Annotated in this window: 28 protein-coding genes; 19 read left to right on the top strand and 9 right to left on the bottom strand. The window is 51.2% G+C overall.

Features of this window, described 5'->3' with window-relative positions:
* Positions 1-147 precede the first annotated feature (147 nt).
* Genes purE through purB form a run of 3 tightly spaced genes read left to right on the top strand, consistent with a single transcriptional unit; the run spans position 148 to position 3,106 of the window.
* Positions 148-633 (top strand): 5-(carboxyamino)imidazole ribonucleotide mutase, encoded by a 486-nt coding sequence (purE, locus tag BAZ21_RS24080; protein ID WP_068505438.1) that lies wholly within the window; start codon positions 148-150, stop codon positions 631-633.
* A complete protein-coding gene (gene purK, locus BAZ21_RS24075) occupies positions 630-1,805 on the top strand; it encodes a 5-(carboxyamino)imidazole ribonucleotide synthase (protein ID WP_068505429.1) in 1,176 nt (391 codons plus the stop codon). Before purE ends, purK begins: the two co-directional genes overlap by 4 nt.
* A gap of 2 nt (positions 1,806-1,807) precedes the next feature.
* Positions 1,808-3,106, top strand: a complete 1,299-nt coding sequence (gene purB / locus BAZ21_RS24070) for an adenylosuccinate lyase (protein ID WP_068505428.1) — start codon at positions 1,808-1,810, stop codon at positions 3,104-3,106.
* Between the two features lie 359 nt (positions 3,107-3,465).
* On the opposite strand, the gene BAZ21_RS29195 is transcribed toward purB, so the two are convergent.
* On the bottom strand, positions 3,466-3,729 hold the full coding sequence (locus tag BAZ21_RS29195; RefSeq protein ID WP_068505427.1) for a hypothetical protein: 264 nt from the start codon (positions 3,727-3,729) through the stop codon (positions 3,466-3,468).
* A gap of 163 nt (positions 3,730-3,892) precedes the next feature.
* On the opposite strand from BAZ21_RS29195, the gene BAZ21_RS24060 reads away from it, so the two are divergent.
* The 5 genes from BAZ21_RS24060 (at position 3,893) to purF (ending at position 9,462) form a co-directional block, all read left to right on the top strand.
* Positions 3,893-4,774: a phosphoribosylaminoimidazolesuccinocarboxamide synthase gene (locus BAZ21_RS24060; protein ID WP_068505426.1), complete on the top strand. Its 882-nt coding sequence runs from the start codon at positions 3,893-3,895 to the stop codon at positions 4,772-4,774.
* Positions 4,775-4,835: 61 nt separating this feature from the next.
* Positions 4,836-5,081, top strand: a complete 246-nt coding sequence (gene purS, locus BAZ21_RS24055; RefSeq protein WP_007428837.1) for a phosphoribosylformylglycinamidine synthase subunit PurS — start codon at positions 4,836-4,838, stop codon at positions 5,079-5,081.
* A 4-nt stretch (positions 5,082-5,085) separates the two neighbouring features.
* Positions 5,086-5,775: a phosphoribosylformylglycinamidine synthase subunit PurQ gene (purQ, locus tag BAZ21_RS24050; RefSeq protein ID WP_068505425.1), complete on the top strand. Its 690-nt coding sequence runs from the start codon at positions 5,086-5,088 to the stop codon at positions 5,773-5,775.
* Positions 5,753-7,996, top strand: a complete 2,244-nt coding sequence (gene purL / locus BAZ21_RS24045) for a phosphoribosylformylglycinamidine synthase subunit PurL (protein WP_068505424.1) — start codon at positions 5,753-5,755, stop codon at positions 7,994-7,996. Before purQ ends, purL begins: the two co-directional genes overlap by 23 nt.
* Positions 7,981-9,462: an amidophosphoribosyltransferase gene (purF, locus tag BAZ21_RS24040; protein ID WP_068505423.1), complete on the top strand. Its 1,482-nt coding sequence runs from the start codon at positions 7,981-7,983 to the stop codon at positions 9,460-9,462. The genes purL and purF overlap by 16 nt, the downstream gene beginning before the upstream one ends.
* Before the next feature lie 295 nt (positions 9,463-9,757).
* On the opposite strand, the gene BAZ21_RS29190 is transcribed toward purF, so the two are convergent.
* Positions 9,758-9,913, bottom strand: coding sequence for a hypothetical protein (locus BAZ21_RS29190; protein WP_176718208.1), 156 nt, complete (start codon positions 9,911-9,913; stop codon positions 9,758-9,760).
* A gap of 204 nt (positions 9,914-10,117) precedes the next feature.
* On the opposite strand from BAZ21_RS29190, the gene purM reads away from it, so the two are divergent.
* The 9 genes from purM (at position 10,118) to BAZ21_RS23990 (ending at position 18,528) form a co-directional block, all read left to right on the top strand.
* Positions 10,118-11,158 (top strand): phosphoribosylformylglycinamidine cyclo-ligase, encoded by a 1,041-nt coding sequence (purM, locus tag BAZ21_RS24030; protein WP_068505421.1) that lies wholly within the window; start codon positions 10,118-10,120, stop codon positions 11,156-11,158.
* Positions 11,158-11,772, top strand: coding sequence for a phosphoribosylglycinamide formyltransferase (gene purN / locus BAZ21_RS24025; protein ID WP_068505420.1), 615 nt, complete (start codon positions 11,158-11,160; stop codon positions 11,770-11,772). Before purM ends, purN begins: the two co-directional genes overlap by 1 nt.
* A 106-nt stretch (positions 11,773-11,878) precedes the next feature.
* Positions 11,879-13,426, top strand: a complete 1,548-nt coding sequence (gene purH, locus BAZ21_RS24020; protein ID WP_068505419.1) for a bifunctional phosphoribosylaminoimidazolecarboxamide formyltransferase/IMP cyclohydrolase — start codon at positions 11,879-11,881, stop codon at positions 13,424-13,426.
* 73 nt (positions 13,427-13,499) lie between these two features.
* Entirely contained in the window at positions 13,500-14,765 is a 1,266-nt protein-coding gene (gene purD / locus BAZ21_RS24015) for a phosphoribosylamine--glycine ligase (protein WP_068505418.1), read from the top strand.
* 147 nt (positions 14,766-14,912) lie between these two features.
* Positions 14,913-15,590 (top strand): TetR/AcrR family transcriptional regulator, encoded by a 678-nt coding sequence (locus BAZ21_RS24010; protein WP_068505417.1) that lies wholly within the window; start codon positions 14,913-14,915, stop codon positions 15,588-15,590.
* Positions 15,591-15,694: 104 nt separating this feature from the next.
* A complete protein-coding gene (locus BAZ21_RS24005) occupies positions 15,695-16,552 on the top strand; it encodes a substrate-binding periplasmic protein (RefSeq protein ID WP_068505416.1) in 858 nt (285 codons plus the stop codon).
* Positions 16,553-16,635: 83 nt separating this feature from the next.
* Positions 16,636-17,283, top strand: a complete 648-nt coding sequence (locus BAZ21_RS24000) for an amino acid ABC transporter permease (protein ID WP_007428849.1) — start codon at positions 16,636-16,638, stop codon at positions 17,281-17,283.
* Between the two features lie 18 nt (positions 17,284-17,301).
* Entirely contained in the window at positions 17,302-18,048 is a 747-nt protein-coding gene (locus BAZ21_RS23995) for an amino acid ABC transporter ATP-binding protein (protein WP_068505415.1), read from the top strand.
* A 54-nt stretch (positions 18,049-18,102) separates the two neighbouring features.
* Positions 18,103-18,528 (top strand): OsmC family protein, encoded by a 426-nt coding sequence (locus BAZ21_RS23990; protein ID WP_068505414.1) that lies wholly within the window; start codon positions 18,103-18,105, stop codon positions 18,526-18,528.
* An 82-nt stretch (positions 18,529-18,610) separates the two neighbouring features.
* Here the strand turns inward: BAZ21_RS23990 and BAZ21_RS23985 are convergent, their stop codons facing one another.
* From BAZ21_RS23985 to BAZ21_RS23965, 5 genes are all read right to left on the bottom strand, one after another.
* A complete protein-coding gene (locus BAZ21_RS23985) occupies positions 18,611-19,588 on the bottom strand; it encodes a FecCD family ABC transporter permease (protein WP_068505413.1) in 978 nt (325 codons plus the stop codon).
* Complete coding sequence (locus tag BAZ21_RS23980) at positions 19,585-20,589, bottom strand: FecCD family ABC transporter permease (RefSeq protein WP_068505437.1); 1,005 nt, start codon at positions 20,587-20,589, stop codon at positions 19,585-19,587. The genes BAZ21_RS23985 and BAZ21_RS23980 overlap by 4 nt, the downstream gene beginning before the upstream one ends.
* Before the next feature lie 11 nt (positions 20,590-20,600).
* Complete coding sequence (locus BAZ21_RS23975) at positions 20,601-21,566, bottom strand: ABC transporter substrate-binding protein (RefSeq protein ID WP_068505412.1); 966 nt, start codon at positions 21,564-21,566, stop codon at positions 20,601-20,603.
* A gap of 160 nt (positions 21,567-21,726) precedes the next feature.
* Positions 21,727-22,455 carry a response regulator gene (locus tag BAZ21_RS23970; protein WP_068505411.1) on the bottom strand — a complete coding sequence of 243 codons (729 nt, stop codon included), beginning with the start codon at positions 22,453-22,455 and terminating at the stop codon, positions 21,727-21,729.
* A complete protein-coding gene (locus BAZ21_RS23965; protein ID WP_444939614.1) occupies positions 22,448-24,100 on the bottom strand; it encodes an ATP-binding protein in 1,653 nt (550 codons plus the stop codon). Before BAZ21_RS23965 ends, BAZ21_RS23970 begins: the two co-directional genes overlap by 8 nt.
* 184 nt (positions 24,101-24,284) lie before the next feature.
* Between BAZ21_RS23965 and BAZ21_RS23960 the strand changes: the two genes are divergently transcribed.
* Together BAZ21_RS23960 and BAZ21_RS23955 are read left to right on the top strand one after the other, a co-directional pair.
* Complete coding sequence (locus BAZ21_RS23960; protein ID WP_068505409.1) at positions 24,285-24,578, top strand: putative quinol monooxygenase; 294 nt, start codon at positions 24,285-24,287, stop codon at positions 24,576-24,578.
* Positions 24,579-24,622: 44 nt separating this feature from the next.
* Positions 24,623-25,447 carry an aldo/keto reductase gene (locus BAZ21_RS23955; protein ID WP_068505408.1) on the top strand — a complete coding sequence of 275 codons (825 nt, stop codon included), beginning with the start codon at positions 24,623-24,625 and terminating at the stop codon, positions 25,445-25,447.
* A gap of 115 nt (positions 25,448-25,562) precedes the next feature.
* Here the strand turns inward: BAZ21_RS23955 and BAZ21_RS23950 are convergent, their stop codons facing one another.
* Positions 25,563-26,219, bottom strand: coding sequence for an SdpI family protein (locus BAZ21_RS23950; protein WP_068505407.1), 657 nt, complete (start codon positions 26,217-26,219; stop codon positions 25,563-25,565).
* Positions 26,216-26,527 carry an autorepressor SdpR family transcription factor gene (locus tag BAZ21_RS23945; protein WP_068505406.1) on the bottom strand — a complete coding sequence of 104 codons (312 nt, stop codon included), beginning with the start codon at positions 26,525-26,527 and terminating at the stop codon, positions 26,216-26,218. The genes BAZ21_RS23950 and BAZ21_RS23945 overlap by 4 nt, the downstream gene beginning before the upstream one ends.
* Positions 26,528-26,716: the final 189 nt, after the last annotated feature.

Below are 26,716 nucleotides of genomic sequence, written 5' to 3'. Positions count from 1 at the left end.
CCGCATTGGTGCGGTGGAACGGGCTTGCTTTTGGCATGCCTTTAGGAGGCTCTGTCGTTTGTTTTTTCGTAGTCCGGTGTCTTGAAAATAACGTTATTTTCGAGTGCCGGATTTTTGGCGCTTATTGATAAACAGGGAGTGAAGGACATGTCAGTGCAGGTCGCTGTCATTATGGGCAGCACATCAGACTGGGACACCATGCAACATGCATGTGCTGTGCTGGACGAGCTTGAAATCGGATATGAGAAAAAGGTAGTCTCAGCCCATCGTACACCGGATTTGATGTTCCGTTTTGCAGAGGAAGCCGTCGGTCGCGGATTAAAGGTCATTATTGCCGGAGCGGGCGGGGCTGCTCATCTGCCGGGAATGGTGGCTGCGAAGACATCCTTGCCAGTCATCGGTGTGCCTGTCCAGTCGAAGGCACTGAATGGTCTGGACTCACTGCTCTCGATTGTGCAGATGCCGGGCGGTATTCCCGTTGCCACCGTGGCAATCGGCAAGGCAGGTGCTACAAATGCAGGATTGCTGGCAGCACAAATATTAGGCGCTTTTGACGAAAAGATAAGCCAGCGCGTCGTAGCAAGACGCGACCGTATCCGTGATGAGGTGCTGGAAGGCAGTGATTCGCTATGAATGAGGCATGTGAGCCTGCATGCCGCGTTCGTCCTCCTGGTACAACGATTGGAATCCTGGGGGGCGGGCAGCTGGGCAGAATGCTTGTACTAGCGGGAACAAACCTGGGTTATCGCTTTGTGACGCTGGACCCGGCACCGGATAGTCCGTGCGGACAGGTGTCAGCGCAGATTCGTGCCGCCTATGATGACGAGCATGCGGCCAGAGAGCTGGCTGGGCGATGTGATGTGATCACATATGAGTTTGAAAATGTGGATGCGGGTGTAGCCGCGCTTTTGGAGCGGGAATCCAGTGTACCGCAGGGAAGCAGTCTTTTATACACAACACAGCATCGTCTGCGTGAAAAACGTTCTATTGAGGCGGCTGGCGTTCCGGTAGCTCCGTATCGTGAAATCAGCAGTGTTGCGGAGATGGTTCAAGCGGTAGCTGAATTGGGTGTGCCGTGCGTGCTCAAAACGACGGTCGGCGGTTATGATGGCAAGGGACAGGCGGTCATTCGCCAACCGGAGGAAGCTGTAGCTGCCTACGAACGACTGGCTGGTAGCGGAGCGGAACTGGTGTTGGAACAGTTTATTCGCTTTCACTGTGAAATTTCAGTTATTGTAGCTCGCAGCACGAACGGCGAAGCCAAAGCCTTTCCACCTGCGGAAAACATTCATGTGAACAACATTTTGCACACGTCGATTGTACCTGCGCGTGTACCGGAATCGGTGCAGGAGGAAGCACGTAGGCTGGCGCTGGCTGTGGCGGAATCTTTGGGAGCGGTGGGGCTGCTCGCTGTAGAAATGTTTGTTGCCGAAGACGGACAACTGTACGTCAATGAGCTGGCCCCGAGACCGCATAACTCCGGTCATTACACGATGGAGGGATGCGCGACGTCGCAATTCGAGCAGCACATACGTGCGATTTGCGGCTTGCCGCTGGGCAGCACGAAGCTGCTGACTCCGGTCGTGATGGTCAATGTACTGGGTGAGCATTTGGAAGACGTGGTTCGGCGGTTCGTGCAGCCTGATGCCGAAGCCGAAAGATTGGATGTTTTACCCAAGCTGCATTTGTATGGAAAAAGTGAAGCCAAGCCAGGCCGAAAGATGGGACATATTAATCTGTTGTGCCAGGATGCGGAACAAGCGCTGGAATGGATTGAACAAACCAATATTTGGGGGAATAAATAGTCATGATCGAACGCTATAGCAGACCGGAAATGAGAGCGATTTGGACGGAGGAAAATAAATTCAAGGCATGGCTGGAAGTAGAACTGTGTGCCTGTGAAGCTTGGGCAGAATTAGGGGTTATCCCGAAAGAGGATACCGTGGCTCTGCGTAAGAATGCAAGCTTTGATATCGACCGGATTTATGAAATTGAGCAGGAGACGAGACATGATGTCATTGCTTTTACCCGTACGGTATCCGAAAGTCTTGGCGACGAGCGCAAATGGGTACATTATGGCCTGACCTCCACGGATGTGGTAGATACCGCACTGGGCTACCTGCTGAAGCAGGCGAATGAAATTCTGGAGCGGGATATCTTGAATTTTATTGAAATTTTGAAGGAAAAAGCATTGGCTTACAAGCATACACCGATGATGGGACGTACACACGGAGTGCATGCCGAGCCGACCACATTCGGACTGAAAATGGGCTTGTGGTACGAGGAAATGAAGCGTAATCTGGAACGTTTCCGCTATGCGGCTGATCAGGTGCAATACGGTAAAATGTCCGGCGCAGTCGGAACCTACGCCAACATTGACCCGGCTGTAGAAGCATTTGTATGCAACAAGCTGGGTACCAAGCCGGCCCCAATCTCTACACAGACACTCCAGCGTGACCGTCATGCTGAATATATGGCGACATTGGCGTTGATCGCTACTTCATTGGACAAATTTGCTACAGAAGTTCGCGCACTGCAAAAGAGTGAATTCCGCGAGGTGGAGGAAGCCTTTGCCAAGGGCCAAAAAGGTTCTTCCGCGATGCCGCATAAACGCAATCCGATTGGCAGTGAAAATATCTCCGGTCTGGCACGTGTGATTCGCGGGCATATGGTATCTGCTTATGAGAACGTAACGCTGTGGCATGAACGCGATATTTCGCATTCTTCTGTGGAACGTATTATTCTGCCGGATGCGACGATGCTGTTGAATTATATGCTGAACCGTTTTGGCAATATCGTGAAGAATTTGACGGTCTTCCCTGAAAATATGAAGCGCAATATGGCGCGTACGTATGGCGTACCGTTCTCCGGCCGTATTATGACGAAGCTGATCGACAAGGGCTTTAGTCGTGAAAAAGCCTATGATACCGTACAGCCGCGTGCTATGCAGGCATGGGAAGAGCAGCGCCAGTTCCGCGAAATCGTGGAGGCGACCCCGGAAATTACCGCTGTCCTCAGCCCGGACGAAATCGAGGACGCGTTCAACCCGGCCTGGCATCTGAAGAACGTAGATACGATCTTTAAAAAGCTGGGATTAGGGGAGTAGGAGGGAAGGTTGGTGCTTGGAGGGGGGAGCGTAGAGAGGCCGCTGCGCGAACGGATCATTCTTCCGATTGCTGTTGCCCCTGGATTCCTGAGATTGGAATAAACCCGTAAAGGTTGGAATCCAGAGGCAAAGGCAAGCGCTAACGCTTCTCCAGAACGATTCCGTCCGCTCCGCTGCTTCCAGCACCAACCCTCGTGTGGGAGCAGAACTAGGGAAAGTGCGGCACATAAGATGCCGCACCTTCCCAGGAGCGATGGAAAAGCGTGTTCCACTGCTTTTCTATCGCAAGCAACGTTCCTGAAAGGACTGCCGAATTTGCGCAGCAAACAGACAGCAGTCCTTCCAGGAACGCAGAAGGCTCAAGGAGCGAAGCCTTGAGCCACCACGAAGGTGCGCAGTCGTAGCACATGCGCACAGCAGGCGAAGCCTGAATGCTCGGCCGCATGACGTGCCGAGCTGCGGCCACGGGCCGGAATGGTCTGCGGCATGTACGGAGCCGCAGCACCCGTAAGCTGCATATAAAATTGCAGCTTAGAGCTTTTCAACGCCATTACGATGTCATACTCGTAAAAACGTCGCTTCGCACCAACGTAAAAGCGTTGCTGGATGAGGGCTTGTGCCACAAGCCTTCATCCAGCGGAACGCGCTCACCCCACCGTTGCTACAAAATAAACGCCCCATCCCGCTCACCAGCCAACCCTTGCGGGAGTCCCGAGGGCAGCAGCCCTGGGGGTCCTCCCCGAGGGGAGGATTTAGGAGGGGCCATACTAGAGGAGGAAGTTGTAAATGTCATTGTCTACCGCCGAAGGTCTGATCCACGCGCCGCTTCTGTACAAAGGCAAAGTGCGTGAATTGTATGATCTTGGAGAGCATTTTCTGATTGTCGTGACGGATCGGATTTCGGCTTTTGATTATGTGTTGGAGCCACCCGTACCGGAAAAGGGAAATGTGCTGAATAAGCTTAGCGCTTTCTGGTTTGAGCAGACGAAAGACCTGCTGGAAAATCATGTCGTGCATACCGATGTGGACAAGCTTGGTCATGTCATCGACGAACAGAATAAAGAGTTGCTGAAGGACCGGATCATGGTCACGCTGAAGGCAGAGCGCATCGATATCGAGTGTGTAGTGCGCGGATATATTACCGGAGGCGGCTGGCGTCAGTATGAGCAGACCGGTGAGGTAAACGGTATTCCATTGCCGGAGGGGCTGCGCAAGAATGAACGCTTTCCCAAGCCTTTATTTACACCAGCTGCGAAAAACGACGTCGGACACGACGAGGACATTTCCCTCCATCAAATGAAAGAGTTGATCGGGGCCGAATTAACAGTCGAGCTTGAAGAAAAAAGCTTGGCGTTGTACGAATTTGCCCGTGCTTTCTGTGAAAAGCGGGGAATCATTTTAGCGGATTGCAAGTTTGAGTTTGGTCTTGTTAACGGAAAGGTGATTTTGATTGACGAAATTTTTACCCCGGATTCATCACGTTTCTGGGCACAGGAAAAGTATGAGCTGGATGTGGAGATTGACAGCATGGATAAGGAACCGGTACGAAGCTATTTGGCATCATCCGGTTGGGACAAGAACAGTAAGCCCGATCCGTTGCCTGCTGAGGTCGTAGAAGAAACAACTGCAAGATATACGGATATTTGGCGGCGTCTGACGGCACAGTAAATAGTAATCATTGATTTAAAACCAATAGGATTCATCCATTCGGAGGAGGAACTGAAGGAACATGATGAAAGCAACGGTCTATGTCACAATTAAGCAAAGCGTTTTGGACCCGCAGGGAGTTGCGGTGCAAGGCGCACTGCATTCTATGGGCTTCGGAGAAGTGGACAGCGTCAGAATTGGTAAGTATATGGAGCTGAATCTGGATACAACAGACCGCGAGAGTGCAGAGAAGCGTGTCATCGAAATGTGCGAAAAGCTGTTAGCCAACACGGTCATTGAAGACTACCGCTACGAACTGGAGGGCTAATTCCATGAAATTTGCAGTTCTGGTTTTTCCGGGCTCCAACTGTGATATTGACTGCTATAAGGCGATAGAGGACACGGTCGGTGAACCTGTCGATTATGTATGGCATACTGCGACGGATCTGTCGCCTTACGATTGTATTCTTGTTCCGGGGGGCTTCTCTTACGGAGATTATCTGCGCTGTGGCGCGATTTCCCGGTTTGCACCGGTAATGAAAGAGGTAGCGAAAGCGGCTGCTGAGGGTAAATATGTTTTGGGTATTTGCAACGGTTTTCAAATTTTGACCGAAGCCGGGCTGTTGCCGGGTGCTTTGCGCCGTAATCTGTCGATGAAGTTCCGTTGTCATGATACGGTGTTGAAGGTTGCGAATAACGATACACCTTTTACAAAAGATTATGCTGCCGGTGAAGAGATCGTCATTCCGATCGCACACGGCGAAGGCAACTATTACTGTGATGATGAGACGCTGGCTCGCTTGCAGGCGAATAACCAGATCGTATTTACGTATAAAGATAATCCCAACGGCTCTGTGACCGATATCGCGGGGATTTGTAATGAGCAGGGTAACGTACTGGGCATGATGCCCCACCCGGAACGCGCGGTGGACGCATTGCTTGGAACAGATGACGGCAAACGTATGTTTACATCTATTTTAAACGCTTGGAGGGATCGTCATGGCGCAGCAAGTGTCCGCTAAGGAACCGACGGCAGAGCAGGTTGCCGAACATAAACTGTATCAGCAGATGGGTGTATCGGACAGCGAATATGCGTTGATCTGCGAATTTATGGGACGTCAGCCGAATTATACGGAGATTGGCGTATTTAGTGTCATGTGGTCAGAGCATTGTGCCTACAAAAACTCCAAGCCATTGCTGCGTCGTTTTCCGACGAGTGGTCCGCGAGTGTTGATGGGACCCGGCGAGGGAGCAGGGATTGTAGATATCGGTGACAACCAAGCGGTTGTATTCAAAATCGAAAGCCATAACCATCCATCGGCTGTAGAGCCTTTTCAAGGAGCAGCGACTGGGGTAGGCGGTATCATTCGTGATATTTTCTCCATGGGCGCAAGACCTGTAGCGGTGTTGAACTCTCTGCGTTTTGGCAAGCTGGAGAGCGACCGTGTGAAATATTTGTTCGAGCATGTGGTATCCGGTATAGCGGGATATGGTAACTGTATCGGTATTCCGACCGTAGGCGGCGAGGTTGTATTTGATGAAAGCTATGAGGGCAATCCGCTCGTTAATGCGATGTGTGTCGGATTGATTGATCATGATAAAATCCAGCGCGGTGTGGCAAAAGGAGTCGGCAACCCGGTGTTTTATGTGGGACCACCGACAGGCCGTGACGGAATTCATGGAGCAACCTTCGCATCGGTTGAGCTGACAGAGGAATCCGAAGCGAATCGGACTGCGGTTCAAGTAGGCGATCCATTTATGGAGAAGCTGGTTATGGAATCATGTCTGGAGCTGATCGACAGCGGTATTGTACTGGGTATTCAGGATATGGGGGCAGCGGGACTTACCTGCTCCAGTGCCGAAATGGCAAGTAAGGCGGGCAACGGTCTTGAGCTGTATCTGGATCAGGTACCGCAGCGTGAAGAGGGCATGACGCCTTATGAAATGATGCTGTCCGAATCACAGGAGCGTATGCTGTTCGTTGTTGAGCCAAAGGACGAAGCACAGGCGCTTGAAATTTTCGAGCGTTGGGGCGTCATTTGTGCCAAGGTCGGCAAGGTGACAGATGACGGTCGTTTGCGTTTGTTCCATCACGGTGAAGTAGTGGGAGATATGCCAGTGACGGCGCTGGTAGATGAGTGTCCGATTTACGACAAGCCTTCCGAGGTTCCTGCTTATTATGAGCAAAATGCTGCTGTTGACACGCTGCGTTACCCGGAAGTAACTGATTTGAACGGTGCGCTGAAAAAGGTGTTGTCTTCACCAAGTGTAGCCAGCAAGAAATGGGTATATGAGCAGTATGACTACATGGTTCGCACTAGCACAGCCGTTCGTCCAGGCTCGGATGCAGCTGTAGTGACCGTACGCGGCACCCGCAAGGGACTTGCGATGACCACGGATTGTAACGGACGTTATGTATACCTGGACCCAGAGGTAGGCGGACGGATTGCAGTCAGCGAAGCAGCACGTAACATTGTATGCTCTGGCGGCGAGCCTTTGGCGATTACGGACAACCTGAACTTTGGCAACCCTGAAAAGCCGGATATTTTCTGGCAAATGGAAAAAGCCGTGGACGGTATGGCAGAAGCTTGCCGTGTACTGGATACCCCTGTCATCGGGGGCAATGTCAGCTTGTACAACGAAAATGCCAAAGGCTCCATCTATCCGACGCCTGTTGTCGGTATGGTAGGTCTGGTACATGATACGGATCATATTACGACACAAGGCTTCAAAGCCGAAGGTGATGTGATTTTCCTGGTGGGCGAAACGAAGGCCGAGCTGGGAGGCAGTGAGTTCCAGGCTGTCGTACACGGTGTATCCGAGGGACGTCCGCCCGAGCTGGATTTGAACGTAGAGAAAAAACTGCTGACCGCGGTATTGGGAGCGATCCAGGCCGGATTGGTACAATCCGCGCATGATCTCGCAGAGGGTGGATTGGCTGTAGCTCTGGCGGAATCCGGCATTAGCGGCGGATTGGGAGCGCAGATTAACGTAGAAACGTCTTTGCGTCCTGACCATGCTTTGTTCAGCGAAAGTCAATCTCGCATTTTGTTATCCGCATCGCCGGATAAGGCTTCTGCACTGGAAGCACATCTTCGTGGCTTGGGAGTTCCGGTTACCGTATTAGGTACGGTTGAAGGAACACAATTGACAGTTGAGGTGAACGGACAACCCGCTTTGAACGAGGCAGTCGCCAGCTTGAAGCAAATCTGGGAGGATGTCATTCCATGTCTGATGAAATAACAGCACGGACGTTGTGGACTGGAGAATATTATAATGAAGGCTCTGGTAAAGAGGGGCTTTTTGATAAATTAAAAGAGGAATGCGGCGTGTTTGGTGTATACCGACACTCCGATGCGGCTTCTCTAGCCTATTACGGATTGCATGCGCTCCAGCATCGCGGGGAGGAGAGCTCAGGCATCTGTGTAAGCAGTGGGGATGAGTTCCATTATCACCGCGGGATGGGCCTTGTTAAAGAAGTGTTCAATAAAGATTTGCTGGCTTCGCTGACAGGCGACATTGCCATCGGGCATGTACGCTATTCCACAAGTGGAGACAGTAAGCTGACGAATGCCCAGCCCTTGGTGTTCAAATATCGTGATGGCGATTTGGCGGTAGCCACGAACGGTAATATCGTAAACGCCTTGCAAATCCGGCAGGAGCTGGAGCAGGGCGGGTCTATTTTTCAAACGACCAGCGATACAGAGGTCGTCGCCCATTTGATCGCCCGGTCGTCCAAGGATTTGGTGGAGGCTGCCAAGGATGCATTGAAGCGTATCGTCGGCGGGTTTGCCTTCCTTATTATGACCAACGACAAGCTGCTCGTTGCTTCTGATCCCAACGGCTTGCGTCCGTTAACGATGGGCAGGCTGGGAGATGCTTATCTGTTTGCTTCCGAGACCTGTGCTCTGGAAACGATTGGGGCAGAGCTGTTGCGCGATATCGAACCAGGTGAACTACTGGTACTGGATAAAAACGGCTTGCACGAAGACCGTTACACGGAAGATAAGCAGCGTAAAGCGCTGTGTGCGATGGAGTATATTTATTTTGCTCGTCCTGACAGTGATTTGAACGGGGCTAATCTTCATGCCGCACGCAAACGGATGGGCAGCCAGCTGGCTCTAGAAGCTTTTGTCGATGCGGATTTGGTGACCGGGGTACCGGATTCCAGTATTTCGGCCGCGATTGGTTATGCCGAGCAGACAGGTATTCCGTATGAGCTGGGCATGATTAAAAATAAATACACCGGACGTACGTTCATCCAGCCAAGTCAGGAGCTGCGCGAGCAGGGTGTGAAAATGAAGCTGAGCGCTGTGCGCCGCGTCGTTGAAGGCAAGCGCGTCATTATGATCGACGATTCCATCGTCCGGGGCACCACGTCCCGCCGAATCGTGAATATGCTGCGGGATGCGGGTGCACTGGAGGTACATGTACGTATTACCTCACCGCCTTTCAAAAATCCGTGCTTCTATGGCATTGACACGCCGGATCGCCGGGAGCTGATCGCTTCTTCCAAAACCGTCGAGGAAATTCGTCAAGAGATTAACGCCGATTCGCTCTACTTTATGAGCGCCGAGGGCTTGATTGCCGCTGTAGGCGGACATAACGAACAGGATTATAAGGGCGGCTTATGCCTGGCCTGCTTCGATAACGATTATCCGACTCAGGTGGATTTCAAAGGCGAAGAAAAGTTCGGATGTAGTTGTTAATAAAAGGGAACAAAAGAGATACAGGCGGTGTATGGTACTAGTACGAATTGAAGGTGGTTCTGAGGGGGCCACTCCGCGTGTGGAAGGTTCTTCCGATCGCTGTTGCCGCCAGATTCCTGGATTGGAATAACCCCTACAGGGTTAGAATCCAGCGGCAAAGGCGAACGCTTTCGCTTCTCCAGAATCCTTCCACCCGCTGCGTTCCTCAGTTGTACATCCCTTTGCAGCAGTGCCTGTACCTCTTCCGTTCCCATGGGGAAGAGGGAAGGAAAGGCGTGAGCCAGCGAAGCGAGGCTCACAGCAGGCAGGGCGAAGCTACCTGCCCCAAAAGGGCAAAGAAGTAAGCCGTCTGTTGGCGCCGCTCACTTCTTTGCCCGGCACGTCCCCGCCTTTGCGAAGCAAACAGCCCGGGACGTGTTCCCGCCGCCCGCTGCAAAAGGCGGCCACGCACTAAAGCGTGTCCTTGTCATTTGCGGGAATAACCCGCAAAAATGACAAAGGAAAACACGCGACTCACAGCACGAACCATACACCAAGTAGCACCCAACCCTACGCATCTGACCGACTCTTGAGGGGTCCAGGGGGAGCAGCCCCATGGAATCCTCCCTGTTAGGGAGGACTTAGGAGGGTCAATCATTTGAAGGAGTGTTCATGAATGTCCGAAGCATACAAAAATGCAGGAGTAGATATCGCTGCCGGTAATGAAGCAGTAGAACGGATGAAAAAGCACGTCAAGCGTACCTTCCGTCCCGAAGTGCTGACGGATTTGGGCGGATTCGGTGCGTTGTTCGGCCTGAATAAGGATAAGTACGAGGAGCCTGTACTCGTTTCCGGTACGGATGGAGTCGGCACGAAGCTGAAGCTTGCTTTTGCGATGGATCGCCATGACACCATTGGTATTGATGCGGTTGCGATGTGTGTGAACGACATTGTCGTTGGGGGCGCAGAGCCGCTCTTTTTTCTTGACTACCTCGCCTGTGACAAGGTTGTACCTGAGAAAATCGAAGCCATTGTCGCCGGAATTGCCGAGGGCTGCCACCAATCGGGTTGTGCACTGGTCGGCGGAGAAACCGCAGAAATGCCAGGCATGTACAGCGATGGTGAATACGATATTGCCGGATTCACTGTCGGGATTGTGGACAAGAGCAAAATCATTAACGGCAGCTCGATTGCTCCCGGAGACACCGTAATCGGACTGGCCTCCAGCGGAGTACACAGCAATGGATTCTCACTGGTTCGCAAGCTGTTGTTAGAACAGCAAGGGTATAGTCTGCATGATGAAATCGAAGGCTTGAACGGCAAGCTGGGCGATGTACTGCTGGAGCCAACGAAAATCTATGTGAAATCCGTTTTGGCATTACTGGACAAGGTAAAGGTTAAAGGCATGGCTCATATAACGGGCGGCGGTTTTATCGAAAATATTCCGAGAGTGTTGCCGGATCACGTCAATGTGGATATAGAGTATGGCACTTGGCCGATCCTGCCAATCTTCCAGCTCATGCAGGAAAAAGGCGCAATCTCGAACAAAGACATGTTTACGACCTTTAATATGGGGATCGGATTGGTCATCGTTGTGGGGCAAGAGGATGCTCAGGCTGCACTGAATGTACTGAAAGAGCAAGGCGAAGATGCTTATGTGATCGGGAAGGTAACGGAAGGCAGCTCTATCGTGACCTTTACGGGAGCCGAGGTGTAATGAACAGTTACCGGGTTGCTGTTTTTGCGTCAGGCGAAGGAACGAATTTCCAGTCATTGGTAGATGCGTCTGCGCGAGGAGAACTGGGCGGTGCATCCATAGAACTGTTAATCTGTGACAAGCCTGCGGCTCCTGCTGTAGCCAGAGCAGAGAAAGCCGGGATTGCTTGTCATACGTTTCGACCCAAGGAGTATGCTTTAAGAGAAGACTATGAGCGTGAACTGGTGGCTCTGCTGGAGCAGAAATCGATTGATCTCATCGTGTTGGCAGGCTATATGCGATTGCTATCCAGTGTCATGGTCGATGCTTACGCTGGAAAAATCATTAATATCCATCCGTCACTGCTTCCTGCATTCCCTGGAAAAGATGCGATCGGACAGGCGTTGACCTATGGAGTCAAAGTAAGTGGGGTCACCGTTCATTTTGTCGATGGAGGTATGGATACCGGGGCGATTATTGCCCAGCGTGTGGTGGAAGTACACGATCATGCTACAGCGGATACGTTATCTGCAGCTATTCAATCCGTGGAACGCCAGCTCTATCCGGAAGTGGTTGGCAGACTGGCTCAAGGCAAAATTCATTTGGATGGTCGCAAGGTAGTTTCACTTCTCTAAAGATGATTGTAATTTGTCATATCATTGTCATATCAAGGATGCTGTATAAGCATTTTCCGATATTTCTCGGGAAATAAATTGATAAAGAGCTAAAGGAGGAGACAGGGTGACTATTAAAAGAGCACTTGTTAGTGTATCGGACAAACGGGGGATCGTGGAGTTTTGCCGCGAGTTGTCCAAATTAGGTGTGGAGATCGTTTCGACAGGGGGAACGAGCAGCTTGCTGTCTAAGGAGGGTATTCCTGTTATCGGCATTTCAGAGGTGACAGGATTTCCTGAAATTATGGACGGACGTGTTAAAACGCTCCATCCTGCGGTACACAGCGGCTTGCTGGCTGTTCGGGATAATGAAGAGCATCAGCGGCAGATGAAGGAGCTAGGCTTGGGTTATATTGATCTGGTCGTTGTGAATCTGTATCCTTTTGCGGAAACGATCGCCAAACCCGGTGTAACCTACGAGGACGCGATTGAAAATATCGACATCGGCGGTCCAACCATGCTACGTTCTGCGGCGAAAAATCATGCTTTTGTAAGTGTGGTAGTCGATGCCGATGATTATAGCACCGTACTGGAGGAAATCCGTAAGGATGGCGATACGGAGCTGAATACCCGCAAGCGTTTGGCAGCAAAGGTGTTCCGTCATACGGCTGCATACGACGCTTTGATTTCTGATTATTTGTCGAATGTGACAGGCGAGCCTTTGCCTGAGCGTTACACGGTAACCTATGAAAAAATTCAGGATTTGCGTTATGGCGAAAATCCGCATCAGCAGGCGGCTTTTTATCGTCAGCCACTCGCAGCGAAGGGGACGCTAACAACAGCGAAACAGCTTCACGGTAAGGAGCTGTCCTACAATAACATCAATGATGCGAACGCGGCACTGCAAATCGTCAAGGAATTCAGCGAACCAGCCGTGGTGGCGGTGAAGCATATGAATCCTTGCGGCGTAGGAATCGGCGGCAGTATCTATGAAGCGTACAGCAAGGCGTATGCGGCTGATCCAACCTCCATTTTTGGCGGCATCGTAGCGGCCAACCGGATTATTGACGGCGATACAGCCAAAAAGTTGAGCGAAATCTTCCTGGAAATTGTACTGGCACCGGGCTTTACGAAGGAAGCACTGGAGATTTTGACGAAAAAGAAAAATATCCGTTTGCTTGACCTAGGTGAGATTTCCCCTTCTCAACAAGCAGAGAGCCGTTTTGTTGTTACATCGATTGAAGGCGGCATGGTCGTGCAGCAAAATGATATTCACGCTGTAGACCCGGACGCACTTACGGTTGTAACGGAGCGGGCGCCATCCGAGGCAGAGCTGAAGCAGCTTTTGTTTAGCTGGAAAGTGGTTAAGCATGTGAAATCCAACGCTATCGTATTAGCGGCTGACAATATGACCATTGGCGTGGGCGCGGGGCAAATGAACCGTGTCGGAGCGGCCAAGATTGCCATTGAGCAGGCTGGAGAAAAAGCCAAGGGCGCGGTGCTGGCATCCGACGCATTCTTCCCGATGGGCGATACGCTGGAGATGGCTGCTAAAGCAGGCATTACGGCAGTCATTCAGCCGGGCGGCTCCATCAAGGACGAAGAATCCATCAAGGTAGCTAATGAGTACGGCATAGCCATGGTCTTTACGGGCGTTCGTCACTTCAAGCACTAACTTGCATGAGTTGAGGATGCAGCAGCTTGTTCATACCTGAATGATCTTAATGGAAGCGGGAGGAATCACCTGAATGGATATTTTGGTTATCGGAGGGGGCGGCCGCGAGCATGCAATTGTGTGGGCGCTGAAGAAAAGCCCCAAGGCCGGGAAAATCTATTGCGCGCCGGGCAATGCCGGCATTGGTCAATTGGCGGAGTGCGTTCCGATTCCGGTAAGTGAGTTTGACGCGCTGACAGAGCTGGCGGAAGCCAAAAAGGTCGGGCTGGTCGTGGTTGGCCCTGATGATCCACTGGCTGACGGCATCGTGGATGCCTTTGAAGCGAAAGGCATTCCCGTATTCGGACCGCGTAAAAATGCAGCGGAAATCGAAGGCAGCAAAATCTTCATGAAGGATTTGCTGCAAAAATATCATATTCCGACAGCCACCTATCGCAAGTTTTATACCTATGAGGAAGCACATGCCTACTTGAAGGAACAGCCGATTCCGGTGGTCATCAAGGCAGACGGACTGGCAGCGGGTAAAGGGGTAACGGTCGCCTACTCAATGGAGGAAGCAGAGAAGGCTCTCTCCGATATTATGGTAACGAAGGTGTTTGGAGAAGCGGGCGCGCAGGTTGTGATCGAGGAATTTTTGGCTGGACAGGAGATGTCGATTCTCTCCTTTGTGGACGGTGAAACGGTTCGGCCGATGGCAGCAGCACAAGACCACAAGCCGGTTTTTGATGGGGATAAAGGGCCGAATACCGGAGGTATGGGCACCTATTCTCCATTGCCGCACATAGCCAATTCCATTATTGAAGAAGCCATCGAGACGATTATTAAGCCGACGGCCAAGGCCATGGTTGCTGAAGGACGCCCGTTCCGTGGTGTTTTATTCGCCGGATTGATGATTTCGCCAGATGGCAAGCCGAAGACGATTGAGTTCAACGCACGTTTTGGCGATCCTGAAACTCAAGTTGTATTGCCGCGTCTACAATCCGATCTGCTCGATATTTTTCTCGCGGCCGTGAATGGCACGCTGGATCAGGTGGAGATCGAGTGGAAGGATGAAGCGGCGGTGTGCGTAGTGTTGGCTTCCGGGGGCTATCCCGCAGCTTACGCTAAAGGTATTCCGATCCACGGGCTGGACCAGGCAGACGGAGCGATTGTGTTCCATGCCGGAACAGGCATCAATGAGCAGGGTGAGTGGGTAACGAACGGCGGACGCGTATTAGGCGTGGTCGGCTTGGGACGTGACATTGCCGAGGCACGGGACAAAGCTTACGAGCAGGCGGCACGCATTACCTTTGAAGGCAAGCACAACCGTACGGATATTGCAGCAAAAGCATTGCTGTAGCAGAGCTTTATAAAAAAAGAGTGCTTCTTCGGAGGTTCTCTTTTTTTGTTGTACGCAAAGTATGGAACTTTGTTTGACAAAAGTATACTTATCCTATAGGATTAAAAATATAAAACTGACTGACTGATCAATCGGGAGGAGAAACCTATGCTGCCACGGAAGGCGAAGCAGTCCGAAACCGTCGCAAATGAACAACCTGCTGACCGCGCTGGAGAAGAAACAGACCGCAGAACACAGCTTCTCCACATTGCGTTGAAGCGATTCGCCGAGCACGGGTACCATCAAACGAAGATTTCAGATATCGTGGTGGAGGCTGGAGTAGCCCAGGGCACGTTTTATTGGCATTTTAAAAGCAAAGAGGCATTGGCACTGGAGATTATTGCTACAGGCCGTGAACAGCTGCTGTCAGCGATAGGACAGGGTTATCGCCGCGATGCTGGAACGCTGGCTGATATGGTTAAGGCTTCCGAAGCGCTGTTTGTCCGTTTATTTGATTTTGCATTGGAGAACCGCCATCTGATGGGTTTGCTGCTGAGTGGCAGCGGCGTCGATGAACCGGTGCGCCAAAGTATCCGGGAGACAAGAATCGCAATGGAACTGGCATTCCGGCGTAATATGGAAAGAGCGATCGAACTGAACATGCTGCCTGCTGAGCTGGATGTCGAATTACGGGCAGCATTACTCATGGGTATGATCGAGGGCATCATTACACGCTGGCTATTCGGTTCCGAGGGAACACATGACCATATGATGCAGGCAACAGCTAAAAGATTGGCGGCAGAGGCGGCGAGCTTTGAATTTTACGGATTGTTAGGTCAAGGCTAGATGGTCAATATCGCATGAATTGGCAGTAGGCGACAAATAATATAGCCAAACTACACATAGGCACTTAATCATTTACATCCAGACAGGACAGGAGAGAACGATTTATGAAAACAAGTAAAAGAGGGTTCTTGGTAACGACACTAATGGCTTTGGCATTGTTTAGTCTTGTGCTGAGCGCTTGCGGAACGAGACAGGATACTTCCGGCACCAGTAATGGAGCGGGCAGCAGCAATGAGGCAGCGGGGAATCAACTGGAAGCGATCAAGAAGGCAGGTGTGATCAAGGTCGGTATGATGGGGACCTACCCACCGTACAATTTTTTGAATGATGCCAAGGAATTGGACGGGTTTGACGTGGATATCACCAAGGAATTGGCGAAGCGGATTGGAGTAAAACCGGAGTTCACGGCACAAGAATTTTCGGGACTGATTCCAAGCTTGCAAAAGAAAAAATTCGATGCGGTCATCAGCCAGGTCACGATTACAGAGGATCGTAAAAAGGCAATTGATTTCACAGAGCCTTATATCACAAACCATGTAAACATTATCGTCAACAGCAAAACCAATGATATTACCAAGCTGGAGGATTTCAAAGGCAAAACTATTGGTGTCGGCCTGGGAACGAATGATGAATCTTATCTGCGTAACGAAGTGCTGCCAAAGGTAGGGGATTTTGAGATTAAAACGTATGATGATGTCATTACTTCCCTAAAGGATCTGAACTCTGGCCGCATTGACGCAACCATTAACAATCTGTATGCACTCAAGCCTATCGTCGACAAAAATGGCTTCCAGATTAAAGCGGTAGGTGAGCCAATTAAATCCGACCAAGCAGGTGTAGCTATTAACCAAAATTCGCCTGAGCTTAAAGAAGCCTTGAACAAGGCTCTAAAAGAAATGAAGGAAGACGGCACCTATAAAACCATCTTCAAAAAATGGTTCGGCGAGGAGCCAAAAGAATAACGCAAGCCTGCTAAGGCGTCTGGCTCCGGTTCTGGCTTTATGCTGACACGGAGCCACTCGTCTGAAAGAAGGGAATATAACCGATGCTTGAATTAATGTGGGAAAATGTCCCTTTTTTGTTGAAGGGCGCTTATTATACGCTGTATATTACGATTGTTTCTATGTTTTTCGGCTTAATCATTGGTTTGATTGTGGCTGTCGCCCGGTTGAAGGGGAATCGCCCCGTCCGATGGCTGGCACGCAGCTATGTATCTATCATCCGGGGGACGCCCGTTTTGGTACAGATTGCGGTTATTTATTACGGGTTGGATGATTACGGAATATCGTTCGGATCGCTGACGGCCGCTTGTCTTGCACTCAGTATTAATACGGGGGCGTACTTGTCGGAGACGTTTCGTGGAGCTATTTTAGCTGTCCCGCAGGGTCAGACCGAAGCAGCCTATGCAACGGGCATGTCGCCCGGTCAAACAATGTGGCGTATCATCCTTCCACAAGCAGTACGTATTGCGATTCCCCCGATGGGGAATACGTTTGTTGGAATGCTGAAGGAAACGTCGCTTGTCTCGTTCATCGGGGTTAGTGAATTGATGCGGCAAGCACAGCTTTTACAGGCGCAGTATCTGCTCTACATGCCATTTCTGCTCGAAATTGGCCTGATGTACTGGATTATGAGCATTGGATTCTCCGCTATACTGGAGCGGGTGGAAAAGCGTCTGGCTCGAGCTTATTAAGGTGGAGATGATGGATATATGATAACAACAAACGGATTGGGGAAACGATTTGGACAGGTAGAGGTTCTGAAAAGCATTGATTTTCAGGTGGCCGCTCGTGAAATCGTCGTGTTGCTTGGTCCGAGCGGCTCCGGTAAAAGTACCTTGCTGCGTTGCTTGAACGGATTGGAGGAACTGACTTCCGGCAAATTTGAGGTAAACGGGATCGAGGTCGATGCCACCGCTCCACTTCGTACACGACAAGCAGCTATTCGTAACATTCGCAGACAGACGGGCATGGTGTTTCAGCAATTCAATTTGTACCCGCACAAAACCGCCATCGGCAATGTCATTGAAGGATTGGTAACGGTGAAAAAAATGCCGCGCGACCAGGCCATGTCCGTCGGACAACGGTTGCTGGAGCGTGTGGGCTTATCAGATAAGCAGGATGTACATCCTGCACGTTTGTCCGGTGGGCAGCAGCAACGGGTAGCCATTGCGCGTGCGCTGGCGATGGACCCGGCGATCATGCTGTTCGACGAGCCGACATCGGCGCTTGATCCCGAGCTGGTCGGGGAAGTGCTGAGCGTGATGCGGGAGCTGGCTCAAGAGGGAATGACGATGGTTGTCGTCACCCATGAGATGAAATTTGCCCGTGAAGTGGCGGACAAGATTGTATTTATGGCAGACGGTGTTATTTTGGAAGAGGCTGCACCACAGGCATTTTTTGAGGCTCCCCAGCACGAGAGAACACGAAAATTTTTGCGCCAGATTAGTGAGTTTTGAGACAAGAATGACGGTTGATTATAGATGATTAAATGAGAAAGAAGGCTTTTAATTATGAAAGTATCTACAACTTGGCACGGCAAACGCGCGTTTACTTCGGAGGGACCGTCCGGCTATTCGGTTGGAATGGATGCTACGGCTGCTTATGGCGGTGATGGCAAGGGGATGACACCAATGGAGCTGCTGCTGGCGGGTCTGGCGGGGTGTATCGGTATTGATATCACGATGATTTTGGACCGTTTCTTGTCGGACATTACCCGAATTGATATTGACGCAGAAGGTACGCGTAAGGAACAAATGCCGACAGGCTTTACAGCGATTGATCTGACATTCCATGTGGATGGAGATATTCCGGATTACCGTGTGTGGAAGGCGATTCAGATGGGCAAGGAAAAATATTGTGCAGTATCCGACTCCTTAAAGGCGGACATTCGTATGCACCTCATTTTGAATGGAGTAGAAGTACCGAAACCCGCATAAGTGCGGAGGCCAATAAGGAGAGCCAGTAAGGAGAGTCAGCCCGTATCATATACAGGCTGACTCTCTTTTTTCTTTTAATTCCCTACCCATTTCCTTTGGACTTGCGTTCCCGCAGCAACAGATACAGAAAATAGGGTGCGCCAATAATGGCTGTCACGATGCCGGCGGGAATTTCGAGCGGCGGCTTCAAGCCCCGTCCCAGCGCGTCGGCGAGGACGAGAATCAGAGCGCCGATCATCGCCGCGCCGGGCAGCAGGTAACGGTGGCGGTTGCCAAACAAGCGGCGTGCCAGATGCGGTGCCAGCAGGCCGATAAAGCCGATGGAGCCGATGGCAGCGACACAGGAGGCAGCCAGGGCCACAGACACGGCTAGCAGCCCTGTACGCACGCGTTTTACGCTAAGTCCTAGCCCGGCCGAGCTTTCTTCATCCAGGCTCATAATATCCAGCTTGCGCTGTAGCGTATAGGCTAGAGGCAGCAGGACGAGCAACCACGGCAGTAGTCCGTAGACTTCGTCCCAGCCTTTGCCCCAGAGGCTTCCAGCCAGCCAGGTCAGCGTATCGCTGGCTTCAAGAGGATATTTGACCAGAATGTAATCGGTCGCAGCCTGAAAAATAGCGCCTACCGCCAGCCCGGTCAAGGCCAGCATATTGGGGCGCATGCCGCCCTTCATCGAAAGCTGTACGAGCAGTAGCGCGGCCAGCCCGGCTCCGACGAAGGCGGCTACAGGCAGGAGAGCCACCGGGGATGAGGGCAGCAGCACGATGACGAGAACCGCCGCGAAGCCGGCTCCCTTCGATACGCCCACCACGTCCGGCGAAGCCAGCGGGTTGCGGATCATGCCTTGCAGCAGCACTCCGGCTACCGCCAGTCCTGCTCCGGCCATCATGGCCAGCAGGCCGCGAGGCAGCCGATAGTGGTGAACGATGAACCACGATGAGGCATCTCGTTCAGTCAAAGCCGCGAGCAACTCGGAGGGCGTAATGTAGGTGCTGCCCACGCCAATGGCTATAAAAGAAACACCCAGCATTAGCGCGAGTAAAATCCACAGCTTTTTCATCGTGCAGCCCTCCCGTTCTTGTGTGCCAGATATAAAAAGAAGGGCGCGCCGATCAGCGCTGTTACAATGCCAACGGGCGATTCATACGGAAATGCGATAAATCGTCCGAGCACGTCTGCATATGTCAGCAGGAGTGCTCCGCAGATCGCAGACAGGGGGATGACCCGTTTGTAATTGTCACCCGTGAACATCTTGATGATATTCGGCACCATCAGGCCTACAAAGCCAATGGAACCGGCCACCGCAACGGCAGAGCCTGCTAGCATAATGACTGAGGCCGAGGCCAGTAGACGGACAAGCCGTACATTCTGTCCCAATCCCTGCGCGACCTCTGTTCCGAGGCTCAGCACGGACAGAGAGGGAGCCAATGCCAGCGCAAGGATCATGCCGATGGCAAACCAGGGCAGCACCAGACGTGTATCCGCCCAGGTGGACCCGTCAATGGCTCCGGCCAGCCAATACAGCACATCGGATATTTGCTCGTTGAACACGAGCAGTCCCTGGGTGACGGAGGCCAACAGCAGATGCACGGCCATCCCGGCCAGAGCCAGCTTGACCGGCGTCATGCCTGCCGTTCCGGCCAGTGCATATACGAAGGAGCCGCCCGCGATAGCCCCGGCAAAAGCAAAATAAATGCTGCCGGACGATCCGATATTCGGCAGCAACACGACGGACAGCACGACAGCCAGCGAAGCGCCCGAGCTGACCCCGAATACCTGCGGCGAAGCCAGCGGGTTGCGTGTGATGGCCTGCATCAGCGCCCCGGCCACGGCAAGGCCGGCCCCGACGATCAGGCCAATGACGGCACGCGGCAGGCGGACCGTCAGGATAATGAGCTGATCCTTGGACGGATGCTCGGTGAATAGCGCAGTCAGCATGGTGGGGATGTCCATCCTGACCGGGCCAATCGCCACGCTCAGCAATAGTCCAGCCAGCAGCGCCAATAGAAGTGCAAAGAAGACCGGCTTATTCAGCCGGCCACGTGAGGCCTGTCCGATCAACGGGAGGCGTCTCATTTGCTTTGCGCGGGATACAGAAGCGAAATAGCTTGCTCCAGTATTTTCTCGGCTGAGCCGAGTCCGCGGTACCGGGTCCACAGTGCCCGGTTCACTTCGTAAACTTCCCCTTTTTTGACAGCCGTAATGTTTTGCCACAGCGGATTTTGCTTCCATTCTGCAATCAGCTTCTCATCAGCTTCCACCAAGAAGATCACGTCCGGATCAGCTTGTGCAATTTGCTCCAGCGTCAGCTTGACAGTGGGCTCGTCTGTGTTTTGAAGAGCATTGTGGATGCCCGCTTGCTCCAGTAGCTGTCCATCAAAGGATGAAGCCCCGTGAGCGGACAGTGAATCAGAGCGGAATACCCCTAGCAGTACGCTGCGTGGCTCCCCAGCTTTAATTCCTTCCTTCAGCTTTTCCATTTTAGCTTTATGTGCAGCTAAAATCTGTTCGCCCTTTTCCTTCTCGCCCAGCGCATCGGCAATGACACCGAAGGATGCCAGGTTTTGTTCATAGGAGGAGTTGCGGCTCTTCAGAACAATGGTCGGAGCAATTTCACTTAGTTCTTTGTATATGCTTTTATGACGGTTTAGATCGGCAATGATTAAATCGGGCTTCAAGGAGCTGATCGTTTCCAGATTCGGCTGCTTGCGCGTTCCTACAGGAGTGAAGTCGATTTTCTTGCCGAGCAATCCCTCGATATCATCGTCATTTTCCTGGGCTATTCCGACAGGTGTTACACCTAGCTGGGTTGCTGCATCGACAAAAGAGAATTCCAGCGTTACGATTCTTTTTGGTTTACCTGTAATTTTGGTTTCTCCCATCTCATGCTTTATGATTCGGGAATCGCCTGTTGCTTGAGGTGCTGCTGCGTTGTTATCTTTTGTCTGGCTGCCACATCCGGCGATAATGACCGTCAGCAGTGCAAGAATGGCTGTAAGCAGCATGCCTGTGCGTAGTGGTTTCTTTGGTGATGCCATATGTTGTCCCCCGTTCCAAATGTGCTTATCATAGTTAGTGATAATCATTATCAATTAACCAACTGTTGATCATTCTAGCAATCGGGAGGAGGGACGTAAACAATGTGTTCATTTAAACTATTTTGGCTGATAAAGTGAATTAAGTTCATTAAAATTACGTTTATTCATTTTCCCGCTGTCGCCGATAGATACGCTCTGGTCTGCCGACGGTTCCGTATACCTGATCGTGGTGGGCGTCACCACTTTCTACCAAGTACTCCAGATACCTTCTGGCTGTGGAGCGGCTCATACCCAACTCATTCCCCACCGTACCCGTAGTCAGCTCGCCCCGCCGATTCAGAAGCTCAAGCACCTTGTCGCAGGTTACTTTGTCAATGCCCTTGGCCCACAGCTCTCCCACTCCGGTGCCTGTCATCCGACCAGTGCCCGCGTTTTGAAGCAGACTGTCAATTTCGGCTTGCTCCACCGTCGATGGCTGCTCCTGCCATGCCTTGACCTGTCGCTGAAAACGGGCATATTCCTCCAGCGTGGCACGCAATCTTTCGAACACAAGCGGCTTCACGATAAAATCAAATACGCCTGCGCGAACGGCTTGTACCACGGTTTCAGCTTCTTTGGCGGCAGTCAGCATAATGACATCGGTGTCCGGATAGTGTTGCTTGATGAACGATAGCAGCGTCAGACCGTCGGTATCAGGAAAATAAACATCCAGCACGACCAAAGGCGGACGCAGCACGTCCAATTGAAGCTTTGCCTCAAATTCGTTCGTTGCTATTGCACATACGGTGAATCCGTCCACCTTTTCAATAAATCGTCGGTTAATCTCCGCAATTCGCGGATCATCTTCAATAACAAGCACCTCAATATCCGATAAAACCCGCTCATTCATGGGCATAACCTCCTTTTACATCATTACACGTTTCTAACCTGTTTAAAGGTATGCGTATTTCAAAAATGGTACCTCCACCTGTCCGTTCATTTACTTTTATTGAGCCGCCCATTCGCTCTGCATACTCGTGCACGAGAGCAAGGCCGTACCCGTGCCCTGCTTCTGTTTTGGTCGATGCCCCTTTGACGAACAGCTTATCCCGGATATCCTCTGAAATTCCCGATCCGTTGTCCGCAACCTCGATAGTTATGGCTTTAGCCGTTTCTTCGAGCCGGAACCAGACTTGTCCCTCAGGAATTGAGGGCATCGCGACAGCTTCCATGGCATTATCCAGCAGGTTTCCGGCCATGGCAGCAAGAAGCGACCACTCCAACGCAGGAGATACGGTAGAGAATGCCCCGCTAACAGTAGAGTGTAATACAATCCCCTTGTCCAGCGCCTGCTTTTTCTTACCGATCAGCAGGCTGGCGATGATCGAATCAGGTAAAGAAGTAGAGGCATTGGTCCTGTGCATGCGATATTGTTCCGATTCCTGAGTAATGAAGTCCACCGCTTCATCATAACACTCCAACTGAATCAAGCCGGAGATGAGATACAGCCGGTTGGTGTATTCATGTGTTTGTGATCGCAGCACTTCCGCGTAATCTTTGACCTCGGTCAACTGCCGCGTCATGCGGAGCAACTCTGTTTTGTCACGCAGACTGGCAACCGTGCCCATCCTTTGCCCGGAGCGATCCTTGATCGGCACACGGCTGACGACTACAACTCGTTGCTGCACCTCAATTTCCTCATTGAATACAATATGTTCCTGGCCCGGCTTCGTATCTTCACTATTCACGATGAAATCCGCAACAAGCACATCTGCCAGTTTAGCTGCGGCACCCGGTAAGTGATGAAGCTCGCAACCGTCCATGGTAGTTTCCGGGGGAAGACCAAGTAAGCGGACGGCTTGCGGATTGGCAAGTGTGACTTGTCCACTGCTATTAACCGCGATAATCCCTTCGCCTATGGATTCGAGAATGGCTTGCTTTTCCTGGTACAAGCGTCCAATCTCCACTGGCTCCAGCCCGTGCAGCTCCCGGCGTACCCTTCGCGCTATTAGCAGGCTGCCTGAAATGCCAATCATAAGCGCGCCCACCATGAACCACAGCCATGCATAGGTGTATGTGCGGATATTTTGCTCCACATCTGTCATTAGAAAACCTACAGAAATGAGGCCGATGGCCTTGCCCTGTTCATCATAAACTGCAGTTTTGGCCCGGAGTGATCGCCCGAGAGAGCCTGTCGATTCTGTGATAAAGGACTGCCCTTGCAGCACCTTATCATTCATGGGATCTATCATAGGCGTGCCGATGCGCTCTGGATTGACATGCCATTGCCGGATGAGATGACGATCAGCAATGGTAATAAAGTCAGCGCCGCTGCTGGCTTGGACTGGCTTCACTGCCTCCTTGATTCGCAAGCGCAGCTGCGTCGTATCCGTCTGCTCCAGAGCGTCCCTGACCTGCGCATCTACCGCAAGCGTATTGGCAACGGTCAGAGCCCTTTTTCCGATCTCTTCGTATAGAGCGGAGGTGATCATATATCGAAAGGATAACCCCAATAGCCCGGTAACCACCAGCACTAAAAGGGAGATGAATACCATTAGTTTTGTCTGAAAACGCACATGCCTTCACCGCCGTCAAGCAAGATATAGGAGGAGCCGATCAAGCTGTTCATCTCCTCAATACGATCCATTTTACTGTATTACAGGAACAGCCGCACTTTTAATCTGTCGGATGAATGGTCTATAATAGAAAATAGTTACATAATATGAGGAGGACGATATCATGGTTATTATTCATGCTGATATGAAAGTTTTACCAGAAAAAAGAGAGGTCTTTCTGCAACAAACCCAGGGATTGATCAGCGCATCACAGGCTGAAGAAGGCAATGTACGCTACACGCTGATGCAGGATCTGAATGATCCCAACGCATTTACGATGGTCGAAGAATGGAAGGATGCAGCCGCTGTAGATTTCCATAACAAGTCTGCCCATTTCCAGGCATTTGTTGCGGCAGCGAAGGAATTGCTGGCAGCTCCGCTTCAAGTGAATGCTTTTCAGGATGCAACCAAACTGTAATCATCTCGCGGATAAATCATAATCAGGAACAGGAGGAGATAGACATGGGGAACATTGCGGATACAACTGTACTGAATAATGGAGTTCAGATGCCTTGGCTGGGTTTTGGTACATACAAGGCCGAAGGCAATGAGGTTTACGAAGCGGTCAAAATAGCCATAGAGGCTGGCTACCGCAGCATTGATACGGCGGCGATTTACGGTAATGAGGAGCTGGTTGGACAAGCCATTCGAGACAGTGGGGCGGCCAGAGAAAATCTGTTTGTTACCACCAAGCTATGGAACCAGGATCAGGGCTACGATTCAACACTGCGTGCATTCGAGGAAAGTCGCAAGCGGCTGGGTCTGGACATCATTGATCTGTATCTTATTCATTGGCCTGGCAAGGACAAGTACAAGGAAACCTGGAAGGCGTTCGAACGCCTGTATGAAGAGGGAAGCGTGCGTGCTATCGGAGTAAGCAATTTCCAAGTCCACCATCTCGAAAACCTCCTGAAAGACAGCAACATTGTACCTGTCATCAACCAAGTGGAGCTTCACCCGCGTCTGACACAGCAAGAGCTGCATCAATACTGCCGGGAACACCAGATTCAGCTTGAATCGTGGAGTCCACTGATGAAGGGGAAACTGACAGAGCAGGCGGATATCGTAGAGATTGCTGCTAAATACGGCAAAACCTCGTCACAGGTTATTTTGCGCTGGCATCTGGATCGGGGCATCGTGACGATTCCCAAATCTGTAACTGCGCATCGTATCCGCGAAAATGCCGATTTGTTCGATTTTGAACTGACGGCAGAGGATATTAACCGAATCAACGCACTTCATCTGGATGAGCGTGTAGGTACTCATCCCGATAAGCTGTTGTTCTAATATTCAAATATACAAAGGAACCTCCCAATCTGCGTTAACCGTAGCCGGGAGGTTCTCTTTTTATGCATCGGGATGGTCTCATAGCTTTTATCCCTGTCCGTCTGGACAGAGATGCCTACTGATGATTTAATTTGCGATGCAGGAGGAAGGAGTAGAATATGGGAGTGACTACGGATATAACCAGGACAGTTATAAAAATGAACGTTCCCGCCGCACCTCCGACCCATGCCGCTACCAGACTGGCCGCACCACCGAGCATCATCATGGGTCCGCCCAAACGGTGAGTTTTCCGCCACACCTCCGGGTTGGATAGAGTCCATGGTGTACGGATGCCGAAAGTAAAGTTGGGTTGTACCTGTGTCATATAATTGCCAAGTACCATCAGCATCAGGCCCAACACTCCATAAATTATGGTAACCATCTGCAACGGATAATTCAGGTTATACAGCAGCATTCCCCAACCTGCTACAGCGAGAATGAGGGAAGTACCTACCCGTGTGACTTCATAGGCTTTAGAAAATTTCTCGTAATTGGCCCTGTTAGGGTCCATGTAGCGAGCTAGCCGGAGAAGCAATGGCACCAGCCCCAACACCACCAGCATGAGAATAGAACCGTTTTTACTCATATAACCGTCCGCTGTATTGTTAAAGCTAAAATGAGAGGCCATAACATCAGGAAGCCGGTCATACAGCAGTAAAGCGCCTATAGCAGGTGATAAGGCAATCAAAGTTGTCAAAACATCCCTAAGGCTCCAGTGTATTCGAAATTTCATTCAGACCCCTCCGTATCCTTAATATCATTCGAATGTTTCTTTACAGGGGCATCCGATTGGACGATGCTGAACATCCAACCGATGACATCCGCCACCACTGTCGTATGTAGGGTGTAAATGATGTTTTGTCCCTGCCGTTCATCCAGCACCAGCCCGGCTTGCTTCAGAATGCTCAAATGGTGGGATATGCTGGGCTTGCTGATTTGAAAATGCTCGGCGACATCGCCTGCGCTCATGCTTTTGTCTTTCAAAAGCTGCAATATTTTGCGCCGGGTCGGATCGGCCAAGGCTTTAAAGGCATCATTCAAAGTTAGCTCACTCCTTTAGATATTTAGATAATTCTCTAAATATCTAATACGATACTAAAATAGATGCAATGTACGTGTCAACAGGCAAATGCATGAAGCTTCAAAAATGGCTGAGCTGCACCAATATTTCTATTTGTAAAAGGCGGCAAAACTCGTTATAATTAATTTATACAAAAAATAAGATTCTTA

The sequence above is a fragment of the Paenibacillus kribbensis genome (genome assembly GCF_001705305.1).
GTDB lineage: Bacteria > Bacillota > Bacilli > Paenibacillales > Paenibacillaceae > Paenibacillus > Paenibacillus kribbensis_B.
Note: the sequence above shows the minus strand (reverse complement) of the source record. Positions and strands in the feature narration are given on the sequence as shown.

Bases quoted from the DNA above. Each gene is read 5' to 3' on its own strand.
- purQ (WP_068505425.1), top strand. From the start codon at position 5,086: ATGAAATTTGCAGTTCTGGTTTTTCCGGGCTCCAACTGTGATATTGAC.
- BAZ21_RS23970 (WP_068505411.1), bottom strand. From the start codon at position 22,455: ATGAATGAGCGGGTTTTATCGGATATTGAGGTGCTTGTTATTGAAGAT.
- purL (WP_068505424.1), top strand. From the start codon at position 5,753: ATGGCGCAGCAAGTGTCCGCTAAGGAACCGACGGCAGAGCAGGTTGCC.
- BAZ21_RS23950 (WP_068505407.1), bottom strand. From the start codon at position 26,219: ATGAAATTTCGAATACACTGGAGCCTTAGGGATGTTTTGACAACTTTG.
- purE (WP_068505438.1), top strand. From the start codon at position 148: ATGTCAGTGCAGGTCGCTGTCATTATGGGCAGCACATCAGACTGGGAC.
- BAZ21_RS23990 (WP_068505414.1), top strand. From the start codon at position 18,103: ATGAAAGTATCTACAACTTGGCACGGCAAACGCGCGTTTACTTCGGAG.
- BAZ21_RS23995 (WP_068505415.1), top strand. From the start codon at position 17,302: ATGATAACAACAAACGGATTGGGGAAACGATTTGGACAGGTAGAGGTT.
- BAZ21_RS23955 (WP_068505408.1), top strand. From the start codon at position 24,623: ATGGGGAACATTGCGGATACAACTGTACTGAATAATGGAGTTCAGATG.
- purD (WP_068505418.1), top strand. From the start codon at position 13,500: ATGGATATTTTGGTTATCGGAGGGGGCGGCCGCGAGCATGCAATTGTG.
- BAZ21_RS24000 (WP_007428849.1), top strand. From the start codon at position 16,636: ATGCTTGAATTAATGTGGGAAAATGTCCCTTTTTTGTTGAAGGGCGCT.
- purS (WP_007428837.1), top strand. From the start codon at position 4,836: ATGATGAAAGCAACGGTCTATGTCACAATTAAGCAAAGCGTTTTGGAC.
- BAZ21_RS24005 (WP_068505416.1), top strand. From the start codon at position 15,695: ATGAAAACAAGTAAAAGAGGGTTCTTGGTAACGACACTAATGGCTTTG.
- purB (WP_068505428.1), top strand. From the start codon at position 1,808: ATGATCGAACGCTATAGCAGACCGGAAATGAGAGCGATTTGGACGGAG.
- purK (WP_068505429.1), top strand. From the start codon at position 630: ATGAATGAGGCATGTGAGCCTGCATGCCGCGTTCGTCCTCCTGGTACA.
- BAZ21_RS23975 (WP_068505412.1), bottom strand. From the start codon at position 21,566: ATGGCATCACCAAAGAAACCACTACGCACAGGCATGCTGCTTACAGCC.
- purN (WP_068505420.1), top strand. From the start codon at position 11,158: ATGAACAGTTACCGGGTTGCTGTTTTTGCGTCAGGCGAAGGAACGAAT.
- BAZ21_RS23985 (WP_068505413.1), bottom strand. From the start codon at position 19,588: ATGAAAAAGCTGTGGATTTTACTCGCGCTAATGCTGGGTGTTTCTTTT.
- BAZ21_RS23965 (WP_444939614.1), bottom strand. From the start codon at position 24,100: ATGGTATTCATCTCCCTTTTAGTGCTGGTGGTTACCGGGCTATTGGGG.
- BAZ21_RS24010 (WP_068505417.1), top strand. From the start codon at position 14,913: ATGCTGCCACGGAAGGCGAAGCAGTCCGAAACCGTCGCAAATGAACAA.
- BAZ21_RS23960 (WP_068505409.1), top strand. From the start codon at position 24,285: ATGGTTATTATTCATGCTGATATGAAAGTTTTACCAGAAAAAAGAGAG.
- purF (WP_068505423.1), top strand. From the start codon at position 7,981: ATGTCTGATGAAATAACAGCACGGACGTTGTGGACTGGAGAATATTAT.
- purM (WP_068505421.1), top strand. From the start codon at position 10,118: ATGTCCGAAGCATACAAAAATGCAGGAGTAGATATCGCTGCCGGTAAT.
- BAZ21_RS24060 (WP_068505426.1), top strand. From the start codon at position 3,893: ATGTCATTGTCTACCGCCGAAGGTCTGATCCACGCGCCGCTTCTGTAC.